This is a genomic window from Pseudomonas sp. 13B_3.2_Bac1, assembly GCF_025466205.1.
Classification (GTDB): domain Bacteria; phylum Pseudomonadota; class Gammaproteobacteria; order Pseudomonadales; family Pseudomonadaceae; genus Aquipseudomonas; species Aquipseudomonas fluorescens_H.
Map to the genome: position 1 here is coordinate 50041 of NZ_JANLOG010000034.1, position 13283 is coordinate 63323.

Annotated in this window: 9 protein-coding genes, 6 tRNA genes and 1 pseudogene; 5 read left to right on the forward strand and 11 right to left on the reverse strand. The window is 60.4% G+C overall.

The window, feature by feature from the left end:
- The first annotated feature begins 164 nt into the window (after nucleotides 1-164).
- Complete coding sequence (locus NTD85_RS05335) at nucleotides 165-1904, forward strand: dipeptidase (protein WP_262141616.1); 1740 nt, start codon at nucleotides 165-167, stop codon at nucleotides 1902-1904.
- Nucleotides 1905-2035: 131 nt separating this feature from the next.
- Here NTD85_RS05335 and NTD85_RS05340 read toward each other — a convergent pair.
- The 6 genes from NTD85_RS05340 to NTD85_RS05365 form a co-directional block, all read right to left on the reverse strand.
- Nucleotides 2036-2111 (reverse strand) — tRNA-Gly (locus NTD85_RS05340).
- Nucleotides 2112-2113: 2 nt separating this feature from the next.
- A tRNA-Glu gene (locus tag NTD85_RS05345) sits at nucleotides 2114-2189 on the reverse strand.
- 55 nt (nucleotides 2190-2244) lie between these two features.
- Nucleotides 2245-2320 (reverse strand) — tRNA-Gly (locus tag NTD85_RS05350).
- Between the two features lie 3 nt (nucleotides 2321-2323).
- Nucleotides 2324-2399, reverse strand: a tRNA-Glu gene (locus NTD85_RS05355).
- Between the two features lie 104 nt (nucleotides 2400-2503).
- Nucleotides 2504-2579: transfer RNA gene (locus NTD85_RS05360), tRNA-Gly, on the reverse strand.
- Between the two features lie 2 nt (nucleotides 2580-2581).
- Nucleotides 2582-2657, reverse strand: a tRNA-Glu gene (locus tag NTD85_RS05365).
- A gap of 384 nt (nucleotides 2658-3041) precedes the next feature.
- Between NTD85_RS05365 and NTD85_RS05370 the strand changes: the two genes are divergently transcribed.
- A complete protein-coding gene (locus NTD85_RS05370; RefSeq protein WP_262141617.1) occupies nucleotides 3042-3800 on the forward strand; it encodes a hypothetical protein in 759 nt (252 codons plus the stop codon).
- Between the two features lie 760 nt (nucleotides 3801-4560).
- Here NTD85_RS05370 and NTD85_RS27710 read toward each other — a convergent pair.
- The 4 genes and pseudogenes from NTD85_RS27710 to NTD85_RS05385 form a co-directional block, all read right to left on the reverse strand.
- Entirely contained in the window at nucleotides 4561-5442 is an 882-nt protein-coding gene (locus NTD85_RS27710) for a methyl-accepting chemotaxis protein (RefSeq protein ID WP_400498071.1), read from the reverse strand.
- A gap of 27 nt (nucleotides 5443-5469) precedes the next feature.
- Nucleotides 5470-6528 (reverse strand): annotated as a pseudogene (locus NTD85_RS27715) (methyl-accepting chemotaxis protein); the annotation flags it as partial.
- 108 nt (nucleotides 6529-6636) lie between these two features.
- Nucleotides 6637-7989 (reverse strand): PLP-dependent aminotransferase family protein, encoded by a 1353-nt coding sequence (locus tag NTD85_RS05380; RefSeq protein ID WP_262141618.1) that lies wholly within the window; start codon nucleotides 7987-7989, stop codon nucleotides 6637-6639.
- A 193-nt stretch (nucleotides 7990-8182) separates the two neighbouring features.
- Nucleotides 8183-8944 (reverse strand): SDR family oxidoreductase, encoded by a 762-nt coding sequence (locus tag NTD85_RS05385; RefSeq protein WP_003227117.1) that lies wholly within the window; start codon nucleotides 8942-8944, stop codon nucleotides 8183-8185.
- 239 nt (nucleotides 8945-9183) lie between these two features.
- On the opposite strand from NTD85_RS05385, the gene NTD85_RS05390 reads away from it, so the two are divergent.
- The gene (locus NTD85_RS05390) at nucleotides 9184-10188 is read left to right on the forward strand and encodes an NADP-dependent oxidoreductase (RefSeq protein WP_262141619.1); all 1005 of its coding nucleotides are present in this window, start codon (nucleotides 9184-9186) and stop codon (nucleotides 10186-10188) included.
- A gap of 141 nt (nucleotides 10189-10329) precedes the next feature.
- Here NTD85_RS05390 and pyrF read toward each other — a convergent pair whose 3' ends face one another.
- Nucleotides 10330-11028, reverse strand: coding sequence for an orotidine-5'-phosphate decarboxylase (gene pyrF / locus NTD85_RS05395; protein WP_262141620.1), 699 nt, complete (start codon nucleotides 11026-11028; stop codon nucleotides 10330-10332).
- 282 nt (nucleotides 11029-11310) lie between these two features.
- Between pyrF and NTD85_RS05400 the strand changes: the two genes are divergently transcribed.
- Both NTD85_RS05400 and NTD85_RS05405 read left to right on the forward strand, forming a co-directional pair.
- Nucleotides 11311-12072: a response regulator gene (locus NTD85_RS05400; RefSeq protein WP_400498052.1), complete on the forward strand. Its 762-nt coding sequence runs from the start codon at nucleotides 11311-11313 to the stop codon at nucleotides 12070-12072.
- Entirely contained in the window at nucleotides 12072-13121 is a 1050-nt protein-coding gene (locus NTD85_RS05405) for a sensor histidine kinase (protein ID WP_003227125.1), read from the forward strand. The genes NTD85_RS05400 and NTD85_RS05405 overlap by 1 nt, the downstream gene beginning before the upstream one ends.
- The last annotated feature ends 162 nt before the right edge of the window (nucleotides 13122-13283 follow it).

Here is a 13283-nt window from a genome sequence, read left to right on the forward strand (position 1 = left end):
GCCGATCGGGCCTTTTTCGTTTGTGCGCCGCTTTTGCATTTCTGTGCGACGAATCCCACTTCAGGGGCTCCCCTTCAACACCTTCGCGGTGTTAGTTTGGAAAAGATTTGTTTCATCTTTCAAACACTTCCCACTCAACTGCCTGCAAAGGAATGCCCATCGCAATGCATTTTTCCCTCAAGCGTCTGGCTGCTGCCAGCCTGGTTCTGGCCAGTCTTTCGTCGTTCACCCTGCCTGCTCAGGCCAACATCACCCCCGAGCAAAGCGCTGCGATCCTCAAGACCTTCAGCGATACGACGGTCAGCGATTTTCGTCAGTTTCTCGGTGCCGTAGCCAAGAGCGATCTGAGCAAGACCGACAACCTCGCCCCGGCGATCAATGGTTTTCTCGACAACAAGACCCTGAGCGCCGAACAGCAGAACGAGATCTATCGCCTGCTGGGCATCTACACCCGCGTGAAGTACGGCAAAGCCGCCCTCGAAACCCTGCGCGAGCTGGTGGAAATCCCGACCTTCCAGAAAGAAGGCGTGGCCCAGCACGACAATCCGGAGTTCATCAAGATCGCCGAAAAGATCAAGAACCTGGCCGAATCGTTCAACCTGAAGTTCCGCAACGTCGACAACCGCGTCTATGAAATTTCCCTCGACGGCAGCGGCGACGAAGTTGTGGGCATTCACGCCCATGCCGACGTGGTGCCGGTCACCCCGGAAAACTGGGTACTGAAAGACGGCACCAAACTCGATCCGTTCAAAGTCACACTGATCGGCGACCGCATGTATGGCCGCGGCACCGAGGACGACAAGAACGGCATCGTCGTCGCGATGTACGCGATGAAAGTGATCAAGGAAGAAAAGCTGCCGCTGGCACGCAACTTCAAACTGCTGGTGGACACCACCGAAGAAACCTCCGGCGACGCGATCCCGTATTACTTCGAACACAACCCGACGCCGAACTACAACATGGCGCTGGACGGCGGCTATCCGGTGGTCATCGCAGAGAAAGGCTACGGCACGGTCATGGCCAACTTCCCGCTGCGCAAGGCTGAAGGCAGCGGCGCAGAAATCATCTCGATGACTGGCGGCCTGGCAACCAACCAGATTCCATCGGTTTCGGTTGCGACCCTCGTCACCGACAAGCCTGAGCAACTGGCGGCGAGCCTGCAAAAGGCCGGCAACGAGTACGCGAAAAAACACGGCGGCAACTTCGAAGTCGCGGCCAAGGTTGACGGCAAAGACGTCAAACTGACGATTACCGGCGTATCCGCGCACTCCTCCGAGCCCGAGTCCGGCGTCAATCCGGTCGCGCGGATGCTCGACTTCATCAACAGCCTCGACGGCAAGGTGGCGCTCAAGCACAACCAGATCACCGACGCTGCACGCTATGCGTCCAACAATTGGGGCCTGGATTACCTGGGCAAGAAACTCGGCGTGGGTTTCTCCGATTCGTTCATGGGCCCGCTGACCACTTCCCTGACCTATGTGGGCGTGGACGACAAAGCCTTCAAACTGGCGGTCAACCTGCGTGTGCCGAAGGGTAAATCACCGGAGGTACTGAAGAAGGAAATCGCTGACAAACTCACGGCCTGGAGCAAGAAAACCCACGTCGCCGTGGACTTCACCTATTCGATCGCCGAACCGATGTACCGCAATCCGGAAGGCGAATGGGTGAAAGCACTGCTGGCGGTAGCCACTGAAAACCTGGGCATGAAGCACGAGTTCGGTACGTCTGCCGGCGCAACGTCGGTGCACGAATTGCCGAACGGCGTGCAATTCGGCCTGGCGCGACCTGAAGTCAAATACACCGGGCATACCGATGGCGAGTTCAAGACGGTTGACCAGTTCCTGCTGGACCTGCAGATCGTCACGGAAATGATGGGGCGTGTCGGGCAACTGCCGAAGCTCTGATAAGACACGGGCCCGTGATTCAGCGGGCCTGACGTGAAAACAAAAAAGGACCCGAAGGTCCTTTTTTGTTGCGCGACAAATACTGCACAAACAAAAACGCCGATCATCACTGATCGGCGTTTTTGTGAAATTGGAGCGGGAAACGAGACTCGAACTCGCGACCCCGACCTTGGCAAGGTCGTGCTCTACCAACTGAGCTATTCCCGCAATGGCGTCCCCTAGGGGACTCGAACCCCTGTTACCGCCGTGAAAGGGCGGTGTCCTAGGCCACTAGACGAAGGGGACAGGCTACAACTTTCACTAATAAAAACGCCGCTCACTGAGCGGCACTTTTAGAATTTGGAGCGGGAAACGAGACTCGAACTCGCGACCCCGACCTTGGCAAGGTCGTGCTCTACCAACTGAGCTATTCCCGCAAATGGCGTCCCCTAGGGGACTCGAACCCCTGTTACCGCCGTGAAAGGGCGGTGTCCTAGGCCACTAGACGAAGGGGACACGCTACCCGGAACACATGGTGTGTGTTTCGGTGTCCAGATCCGCATCCGAAGACTTGGCTCTGGTTTCACTCAGCCCCGCCCGAAAGCAGTGCCGTTTAAAATTGGAGCGGGAAACGAGACTCGAACTCGCGACCCCGACCTTGGCAAGGTCGTGCTCTACCAACTGAGCTATTCCCGCATTGGCGTCCCCTAGGGGACTCGAACCCCTGTTACCGCCGTGAAAGGGCGGTGTCCTAGGCCACTAGACGAAGGGGACACGCTACAACATTCACTCCCTGCGGCGTTTCGCTGTGTGCTTTACGCTGCAAGTGGCGCGCATTCTATGGATGGTTTGAGAGGTCGTCAACCCCCGAATATAAATTTATTTAAATCAATGACTTCGACCTGCTTTACGGGAGCATTCGGGGTTTTCCGTCGCCCGACGATTGACGCCTATATTCCGCCACTCGCCAAGACGCTATAGTCCACCGCTCAGTGATGGCAATCTGCACTTCCAGGGCCAGCATTCATATAAGCAGTGCGCAGCCGATACAGATTGAAGCTGCCGATCCAACTCGTCGAGCGGCGCTAGGCGCCTAAATGCCCAGCCACTAAAATCGCACGCGAACCCTATAAAGAGGTCTTACCGGTGACACCACTCATGATCACCCTGCTAGTCGTAGCCGGGATCGCAATTCTGATCGCCATTGGCTACATGAACCATGTGGTGGAAAACAACAAACTGGAGAAGGCCCGCACCAAGATCGAACTCAACGATCGCCTGCGCCGCTGCGGCGAACTGACCGAAACTTTCCCCGGCCAGTTCATGACCCCGGCGCTCAAGCTGTTGCTGACCCGTCTGGAACTGAACGTCTGCCAGCGCCTGCTGAACCTGGAAAAAACCAGCGCCACGACCAAAGCACGAATCACCGAACTGAGCGCACTGGTGGCCCAGGGCGAATCGATCCCGGTCAACAACCCACCATCACCGATCCTGACCGAAGCCAAAGCCAAGGACGTCCGCTTCCTGCTCGAAGCCCTGCACGGCCAGATCACCCGCGCCGCCCACGACGGCTTCCTGCCACCAAACGAAGCCAAACACTGGATCAAAGAAGTCCGCCACATCCTGGTCCTGCTGCACATCGAATTCTTCAACAACCTCGGCCAACAATCCCTCCAACAAAACCAGCCCGGCCAGGCCCGCCTCGCCTTCGAACGCGGCGTGCAATACCTGCGCAAACAGCAAGACCCGCAGATGTACTCGGAACAACTGCAATACCTGGAAAAACTGCTGGCCCGCGCCAACGCCCAGGTCATGGACAAGATTGCTCCAGTCGAAGGCGAAGTGAACCAGTTGACCGAAGGCCTCAAGGAAGTCGAAGCCGATGCGGACTGGAAAAAGAAAGTGATCTACGACTGATTGTCGAAAGTTGAAGAAAAGCCACCGAGAGGTGGCTTTTTTGTGGGTGATGGGCTGACTGCCATTGCGAACACTCAGTTAGAGATTGGTTGGCAGTAAGGCCGCCTTAGCGAGCAAGCCCGCTCCCACAGTGGGCATGAGTTTATTCAGTTGGAGATTGGTCGGCTGTAGGGCCGCTATCGCCAGCAGGCTGGCTCCTACAGTGGGATTGAGGGTATTCAGTTGGAGAGTGGTTGGCTGTCAGGCCGTCTTCGCGAGCAAGCCCGCTCCCACAGTGGGATTGAGGGTATTAAGTTGGAGATTGGTCGGCTGTCAGGCCGCCATCGCTGCCAAGCCAGCTCCCACAAGATCAAGATCAAGATCAAAAGATCGCAGCCTTCGGCAGCTCCTACACAGGATGAGCGCAAGCTCGGCTGCAGCTCTTGATCTTGCCGTGCCGGCCCCATCGGCAGGCTGAGTGGAGGGGTTTATCCGGGGGTGGGAGCGCAGCGACCGTTTGGCGCAGCCAAACACATCGAGAGGAGGTGCAGCGAAGCAAACCGGAGGCGATGCCCCCGGATGAATCCCGCAACGAAGGAACCCGAGCCTAAGCGAGGGCCGTACGCCGGGGCCAAGCCTTTTGCTTACTTTTCGCTGGGCCGGCACTCCGGCGTCTGGAAAAGTGAGCCGCTGTAAGAGCGGAACCATAAGAAGCCGTTACCGCAGCAACGGATATTCACACCCCCCAACCAAGAACCTGGTCGGCCCAGAGGCCGCCAAGTCAAAGCCGAAAATGCCCAACCATCCCCTTGAGCTCCCCCCCCAACCGCGCCAGCTCAACACTCGAAACCGCATTCCCCCGCATCGCAATCGAAGACTGATCCGCACTCGCGCGAATACTCGTCACACTGCGATTGATCTCCTCAGCCACCGAACTCTGCTCCTCCGCCGCCGCCGCAATCTGCTGATTCATCTGCTGAATCAACGAAACCGCCGCCGCAATACTGCCCAGCGCACTCTCCGTCTGCAGCGCATCACTGACCGCCAGCTTCACCAATTCACCACTGCTCTGAATCTGCTGCACCGACGAATGCGCTGCCGAGCGCAACGCACTGACCAGCCGCTCGATCTCCTCGGTCGATTGCTGGGTACGCCGCGCCAACGCACGAACCTCATCAGCGACCACTGCAAACCCCCTGCCCTGCTCCCCGGCCCGCGCCGCCTCGATCGCAGCGTTGAGGGCCAGCAGATTGGTCTGCTCGGCCACGCTTTTGATCACATCCAGCACCGTACCTATGTTCTGGATCTGCGCACTGAGGCTTTCGATGCTTGAACTGGCCGACGTCGCCGAATCCGCCAACTGCTCGATCCGCGCCATGCTCTGGCGCACCACCTGCTGCCCACTCTCGACCTTGCCATCCGCCGTTTGCGCGGCCAGCGCCGCCTCCTCGGCGTTACGCGCCACGTCATGCACGGTGGCGGTCATCTGGTTCATGGCCGTGGCCACCTGCTCGGTTTCTTCCTTCTGGCTGTTGACCTCAAGGTTGGTCTGCTCGGTCACTGCGGACAGCGATTGCGCTGAACTGGCCAACTGTTCAATTCCCGCCTGCAAACCGCTGACGATCGTGCTCAGCCCGGCGCCCATCTGCTGCATCGCCAGCATCAGCTGGCCAATTTCATCACGACGGGTGACCTCTACCCTCGCACTCAAATCCCCGGCCGCAATCTGCTGTGCGACCCGCATCACACTGCGCAACGGCGCGACGATCAACCGGGTAATGACCCACGCGGCAATCAACCCGACCAGCAACGCCAGCGCTGAAGAACCGATGATCAACACCGAGTTCTTCTTCAGTTCCGCCTGCATCGCGCCATCCTCTGCGCCATACGCCTGATCCACGCGCTCCATCACCTGCGCCGCGCGCTGGTGCAGCTGCTCGTAGACGGTTTTTTCCTGGGCCAGCAGGCCGGTGTACTCGGCGAGTTTGTCGTTGAAACCGGCGATGTGCCCGGACACTTCATTAAGGACTGTCAGGTAGCCCTCATCCTTGACCGTGGTCTTCAACTGCTCGGCCTGAGCCTGGGCCTGAGCGGCCTGCTCGATATTGCCCTTGCCGGCACTGTCGGCATCGCCCTTGCGGCTCTGGTCCAGACGAATCCGCGCCTCGTTCATCGCCTGCAGCATCAACCGCGACACCTGGCTGACCTGACTGGCCTGTTCGATGAACTGCGCACCGTCCTTGCCTTCGGTGTCCTTCAAGGTATACGCGCCATCATCGGCCAGCCCGGCTTGCAGCACATCCAGGTTGTTGGCCACGCTGGACACCGACCAACTGGCCATTTCCAGCGCCAGATCCTTGGCCTGGGTCAGCGAGACGAACTCATCGAAAGCCTTGCGATAGGCGCCCAATGCCTGCTCGACATCGCCCATCACCGCCACGTTGGCCGGGGATTGCGCCTTGAGTTGCGCCGCCTGGGCCAGCAAACCGTCGACGCCTTCGTGCAAGGCATCGACGGTTTTCGGGTTGCTGTGCAGCGCATAGTCCTGCTCCAGCAGTCGCACCTTGAGCAACGCGCTGTTGAGTGACGACATCTGCTTCAGCCCATCGAAACGATGACTGATGGTCTGCAGGGACCAAACACCGATGGCAGCCACCAGCGCAGTCAACAGCAGCACCAGCACGAACCCGATACCCAGTTTCTTCGCCATACCGAGGTTGGCAAAACGTCCTTGCACGGCGGAAATCATTGCGCTTAGTCCCCTGCCAAAGTCTGTTGCCGAAGATTCGCAACGGCCATGGAGCAGCACAAGTCTCTGGCGTCGGAATAATGGCAAAAAGCTACGCACGCGTCGTTTTCAGAACGCTTGAGGTCGATTCACACGGGTGCTGCGAAAAAACTGTCGGGCGCGCGGATCACAGGCATAGGCGACATTGATTCGCTGCCACTCACCGACTTCGCCACTCGGACTGAAAGCCCCCGGCGCACACAGGCGCACGCCACTGCACTGCGCCTGACTGTGCAAGCGGGCAAGATCGCTCAGCGGTGCGCGGGCCCAGATGAACAGCCCGCCGCACGGCTTGCCGAAAACCTCCCAGTCGGCATCTTCCAACGCCTGTAATGCGGCAATCCGATCAGTATTGAGGCGCTGACGCTGACGCTGGACCATTTTGCGATACGCCCCATTGGCCAGGAGACTGGCCAGCACCGCCTCGTTGAAGCTCGAGGAGCCCATGCTGCTGATCATCTTGACCCGCGCCAGACGCGCAATCAGCGAGGGTTCGGCGTACACGAACCCGACGCGCAGCGAGCTGCTGAGCGTCTTGGAAAAACTGCCGATATAGATCACTCGCTCATCGAGTGCCGCCAGGCGTGTGCCGTTACCATTGTGCAGGTCGGCGTAGACATCGTCTTCGATCACGCGCACATCGTGGGCGTTGCACAACTGCAGGATCTGTTGCGCCACGCCCAGTGTCAGACAGGAGCCGGTGGGATTGTGGTGATGGCTGTTGATGAACATCGCGACCGGCCGGAATTGCCTCAACAGCGTCTCCAGTGCCTGAGGATCAGGCCCGCTCGGGGTGCGACGCACTTCCAGCAATTGCACGCCATGCAGGCGCAACAGCTCGAACAACGGCGCGTACCCGGGGCTTTCGACTACGACGCAATCCCCGGACTTGAATAGCGTGCGTACGAGCAGATCAAGCGCGTGGCTGGCACCGGAAGTCGTCAGGGCCTGTTCTTCCCGGGCCTGGACGCCGATCAGCCTGAGGCGCTTGACGATCTGCTCGCGCAGCGCCGGCAGCCCCAGCGGGCTGCTGTAATTGAACAGGCTCGCCATGTCGGTACGGGCCACCTCACGGATCGCGTAACTCAGGTCATCGGACTCCCGCCAGCTTTGCGGCAAGCCACCTTCGCCGAGCTTCAAACAGTTTTCTGCCGGCCCGCAGTCAATTCCGAGCAACCCGCTGCCGTGCGCGGCCACCATGAATCCGGCGCCCTGGCGCGAGGCCAGAATGCCTTGCGCCACCAAGCGCTCGCAGGCCTCCGCCACACACGACTGACTGAGCAGATTGGCGCGCGCAATCTGCCTGACGGAGGGCAGCCGCGTGCTCGGCGCCACACCACTTCGCGAGATCCACTCGGTCATGCCATCAACAATCTGCTGTACGACCGGCACCATTGCCTGTCGGTCAATTCTCAATTCCATGAGCACGCAAACTCCTGTCCGTTTTGCTGGCGGCAGTAAATCACAGCCACGTCCTGCAGGCTGTGCGACAACGCCGTCAAAAGCGACCGTTCTAACCGCTTGATACAAATTGTTTAATGGTTTCACGGAACTGACAGGCAACAACGAGAAAACCCGCACGAAGGCGGGTTTTCCTGGGACTTGCGGCAAGACGTCAGAAAGCAGTGACGCCGCCATCCACGGCCAGGGAATGACCGGTGGTGAACGCCGCACCATCACTGCACAGATACAGCACGGCGCTGGCGATTTCCTCGACTTTGCCGATGCGTCCCACCGGGTGCATCGCATTGGCGAACTCGCCTTTCTTCGGGTCGGCCTCGTAGGCGCGGCGGAACATATCGGTGTCGATCACTGCCGGGCATACGGCGTTGACGCGAATTTTCTTCTTCGCATATTCGATCGCCGCCGATTTGGTCAGGCCGATCACTGCGTGTTTCGACGCCGCATAAATGCTCATCTTCGGCGCCGCACCAAGCCCCGCCACCGACGCGGTGTTGACGATCGCCCCGCCGCCCTGAGCGAGCAACAACGGCAACTGGTACTTCATGCACAACCACACACCTTTGACGTTGACGCCCATGATCGCGTCGAACTCGTCCATCGAGCCGTCGGCCAGTTTGCCTTGCTCGATTTCGATCCCGGCATTGTTGAAGGCGTAGTCCAGGCGACCGTAAGTATTGATCACCTCGTCCATCAGATTCTTCACTTCGCTTTCGACGGTAACGTTGCAGCGCACGAAGGTCGCTTCGCCACCGGCTGTACGAATCAGCGCCACCGTCCCCTCGCCCCCTGCCGCATCCAGATCGGCCACCACCACTTTCAAGCCTTCGGCGGCGAATGCCTGGGCGGTCGCCCGGCCGATACCGTTGGCCGCTCCGGTGACTACGACCACCTGGCCGGAAAACGTCATGCTCATTGTTATGTCCTCGAAGGGAGAGATGCAGGAGGTATTTGCAGAGTCGCAGCATAGCCACCGGGGCGCGCCCCACGTCAGCACTATCAGAAGGCTGTTTATGCCTTCATCCGTCGCAGTGATAAAACCTGTCGGGGGACTATCACTGCACTGGATCATTGCGCATTCGCCGCATCAGCCAACCTTGCAGCATTGGCGTCGAGGGTCTATCAACAAGGCTTCATTCAGTTCGAGTGCCTGCCATGACCAGCCAGACCAATCGCCAGTTCCTCCTCGCCAAACGCCCGGTGGGCGCGGCGACCCGTGAGACGTTTACTTATCAGGAAGTCCCGGTCGGCGAGCCGGGCGCAGGCCAGATACTGGTGAAAAACCAATACCTGTCCCTCGACCCGGCCATGCGCGGCTGGATGAACGAAGGCAAGTCCTACATCCCGCCGGTGGCGATTGGCGAAGTCATGCGCGCCTTGGGTGTAGGCCAGGTCATCGCTTCGAACAACCCGGGCTTTGCCGTCGGGGACTACGTCAACGGCGCCCTCGGCGTGCAGGATTATTTCCTTGGCGAACCCAGAGGTTTCTACAAAGTCGATCCGAAACTGGCGCCGCTGCCGGTGTATCTGTCGGCCCTTGGCATGACCGGCATGACCGCCTACTTCGCCCTGCTCGACGTGGGCGCACCGAAGGCTGGCGACACCGTGGTGCTGTCAGGGGCTGCGGGTGCGGTGGGCAGCATTGCCGGGCAGATCGCCAAGATCAAAGGTTGCCGGGTCGTCGGTATCGCCGGTGGTGCCGACAAGTGCAAATACCTGATCGATGAACTGGGCTTCGACGGCGCCATCGACTACAAGCACGAGGACGTACTGGCCGGACTCAAGCGCGAGTGCCCGAAAGGGGTGGACGTGTACTTCGATAACGTCGGTGGCGAAATCCTCGACGCAGTGCTCAGCCGCCTGGCCCCGAAAGCCCGGGTGGTGATCTGCGGCGCCATCAGCCAGTACAACAACAAGGAAGCCGTCAAAGGCCCGGCCAACTACCTGTCACTGCTGGTCAACCGCGCACGTATGGAAGGCTTTGTGGTGATGGACTACGCCGCACAGTACGCCAGCGCCGCACAGGAAATGGCCGGCTGGATGGCCAAGGGGCAGCTCAAGAGCAAGGAAGACATCGTCGAAGGTCTGCAGACCTTTCCGGAGACACTGATGAAGTTGTTCAGCGGGGAGAATTTCGGCAAGTTGGTGCTGAAGGTCTGAAACTTAACTCGACAACACCCTAAAACCATTGTGGGAGCGGGCTTGCTCGCGAAGAGGCCGTGTCAGTCGATATCAATTTCGACTGAACCACCGCATTCGCGAGCAAGCCCGCTCCCACATTGTTGGATCTTGCGTGTTTGATCAGGCCAGTTCGGCCACAACCGAAGCCAGTGCCTTGGCCGGATCCGCCGCTTGGCTGATCGGACGGCCGATCACCAGATAATCGGAACCGGCATCCAGCGCCTGACGTGGCGTCAGGATACGGCGCTGGTCATCTTGCGCACTGCCCGCCGGACGAATCCCCGGGGTCACCAATTGCAGCGACGGGTGCGCCGACTTCAATGCGGTGGCTTCCAGCGCCGAGCACACCAGACCGTCCATCCCGGCCTTCTCGGCCAGCGCCGCCAGACGCAGCACTTGCTCCTGCGGTTCGATATCCAGACCGATACCGGCCAGGTCTTCACGCTCCATGCTGGTCAGCACGGTCACGCCGATCAGCAGCGGTTGCGGGCCGCTGCGCTTGTCCAGCTCTTCACGGCAGGCCGCCATCATGCGCAGGCCACCGGAGCAATGCACGTTGACCATCCACACGCCCATCTCGGCCGCGGCTTTCACGGCCATCGCAGTGGTGTTGGGGATGTCATGGAATTTCAGGTCGAGGAACACCTCGAAGCCTTTGTCACGCAAGGTGCCGACGATTTCCGCGGCGCAACTGGTGAACAGCTCCTTGCCCACTTTGACCCGGCACAGTTTCGGGTCCAACTGGTCGGCCAGCTTCAGTGCGGCGTCACGGGTAGGGAAATCCAGGGCGACGATGATAGGAGTCTGGCAGGCGGACATGGATGGGCTCTCAGGCAAGTCGAAATCGGCGCGCATTGTAGCGGAACCGGCGGCGGCGCGGCACCCGATGATCGGTAAATCGTCGCCGCTGGCGTGATCAGCTTAGCCTGCGGCGTTATTGTGTCGAATGCGATACACAACCGACACGCCGCCAACAAGCGTGCGCGCTAGCCTCGCCAGCCGCAACACGTCCTTACATCAGCACTTCCCGCTTTACGGCCGGACGCCTATGCTGAAACCACCACCTCGCGCCCATCTTGTGGTTGGCGGGCCTACAGGCAGATGAACAGCCCCATGCACAACACCCAAACGACCGTGATTGATGAGCAGAAAGACGACAAGCGCTGGAGCATCCGCGCGCTGATCGTCGACGACGATGTGCCGATTCGCGAGCTGATGATCGACTACCTGGCCCGCTTCAACATCCACGCCAGCGGCGTCACCGACGGCGCGGCCATGCGCCAGGCGATGCAGGCCGAGCATTTCGACGTGGTGGTCCTCGACCTGATGTTGCCCGGCGAAGACGGCCTGTCGCTGTGCCGCTGGCTGCGCGCCGAATCGGACATCCCGATCCTGATGCTCACCGCCCGCTGCGAACCCACCGACCGCATCATCGGCCTCGAACTGGGCGCCGACGACTACATGGCCAAACCGTTCGAACCTCGGGAACTGGTGGCGCGGATTCAGACCATCCTGCGCCGGGTACGTGACGATCGCACCGAACAACGGGCCAACATCCGTTTCGACAACTGGCGCCTGAACAGCGTCCTGCGCCAGCTGATCGCCGACGATGGCCTGGTGGTGCCGCTGTCCAACGCCGAATTCCGCCTGCTCTGGGTCTTCATCGAACGCCCGCGCCGCGTTCTCAGCCGCGAACAACTGCTGGACGCCGCCCGTGGCCGCTCGATCGAAGCGTTCGACCGCAGCATCGATTTGCTGGTGTCGCGCCTGCGGCAAAAACTCGGCGACGACCCGAAAGCCCCACAGTTGATCAAAACCGTGCGCGGTGAAGGTTACCTGTTCGACGCACGAGACATCGGCTGATGCGAGGGCGCTTCGACACGCTGTTCGGCCGCCTGTTTGGCATGCTGTTCGTGGCGATCGTCCTGGCGCACCTGCTGGCCTTTGCCTGGTTTCATCACTATGGCCCCCCCCCACCGCCGCCCCCGCCGGAGTTTGCCGAGGGCGTCGACGGCCAACGGCCACCGCCGGATCCACGTTTCGCCCATCGCCCGCCGCGTCCGTGGTTCGGCGGCCCGCTGGTGCCGCTGACCTTCCAGTTCATCTCGTTGATGATCGCCGCGTGGTACGGCGCCAAACTGCTCAGCCGGCCGATCCAGCGCCTGAGCGACGCCGCCGAACGCCTCAGCGAAAACCTCGACAGCCCGCCGCTGGACGAGTCCGGCCCGCGTGAAGCCCGACAAGCCGCGAACACCTTCAACCTGATGCAACAACGCATTCGTGAACAGGTGCAGCAGCGAGCACGCATGCTCGGCGCCGTCTCCCACGACCTGCGCACGCCGCTGTCGCGGTTGAAGCTGCGCCTGGAACAGATCGACGACGAAAAACTGCAAGGCCAGATGCGCCAAGACCTCAACGACATGATCGGCATGCTCGACGCCACCCTCACCTACCTGCACGAACAGCGCACCAGCGAAGCGTTGCAGTTGATGGACGTGCAGGCGCTGGTCGAATCGCTGTGCGAAAACGCTCAGGATCAGGGCGCCGACGTTGACGTCAGCGGCCATTGCGCACCGCTGCAGGTGCAGCCGATGGCGCTGCGCTCGTGCATCAACAACCTGATGGACAACGCCCTGCGCTATGCAGGGCAGGCGCGCATCGAATTGCAGGATCAACGCGAGCAACTGCTGATCCGCGTGATCGACCACGGCCCGGGGATTGCCGAAGACAAACGCGAGGCGGTGTTCGAACCGTTCTATCGCCTGGAAGGCTCACGCAACCGCAACTCCGGCGGCGTCGGCCTGGGCATGACCATCGCCCGCGAGGCAGCGCAGCGTTTGGGTGGCCAGTTGAATCTGGAAGAAACCCCGGGTGGCGGCCTGACCGCAATCATCCGCCTGCCGCGCTCCTGAGAAACACACATATCCCCCGTGGGAGCGGGCTTGCTCGCGAAAGCGGTGTGTCAGTCGACTTCTGTGTTGAATGATCGGCCGCCTTCGCGAGCAAGCCCGCTCCCACAGGTTTCAGTGGTGTTCACTCCATCGTGTATACCCACCGGTACAAATCCCAAATAC

Bases quoted from the DNA above. Each gene is read 5' to 3' on its own strand.
- NTD85_RS27710 (WP_400498071.1), bottom strand. From the start codon at position 5,442: ATGCTGGCGATGCAGCAGATGGGCGCCGGGCTGAGCACGATCGTCAGC.
- NTD85_RS05335 (WP_262141616.1), top strand. From the start codon at position 165: ATGCATTTTTCCCTCAAGCGTCTGGCTGCTGCCAGCCTGGTTCTGGCC.
- pyrF (WP_262141620.1), bottom strand. From the start codon at position 11,028: ATGTCCGCCTGCCAGACTCCTATCATCGTCGCCCTGGATTTCCCTACC.
- NTD85_RS05385 (WP_003227117.1), bottom strand. From the start codon at position 8,944: ATGAGCATGACGTTTTCCGGCCAGGTGGTCGTAGTCACCGGAGCGGCC.
- NTD85_RS05380 (WP_262141618.1), bottom strand. From the start codon at position 7,989: ATGGAATTGAGAATTGACCGACAGGCAATGGTGCCGGTCGTACAGCAG.
- NTD85_RS05370 (WP_262141617.1), top strand. From the start codon at position 3,042: ATGATCACCCTGCTAGTCGTAGCCGGGATCGCAATTCTGATCGCCATT.
- NTD85_RS05405 (WP_003227125.1), top strand. From the start codon at position 12,072: ATGCGAGGGCGCTTCGACACGCTGTTCGGCCGCCTGTTTGGCATGCTG.
- NTD85_RS05400 (WP_400498052.1), top strand. From the start codon at position 11,311: ATGAACAGCCCCATGCACAACACCCAAACGACCGTGATTGATGAGCAG.
- NTD85_RS05390 (WP_262141619.1), top strand. From the start codon at position 9,184: ATGACCAGCCAGACCAATCGCCAGTTCCTCCTCGCCAAACGCCCGGTG.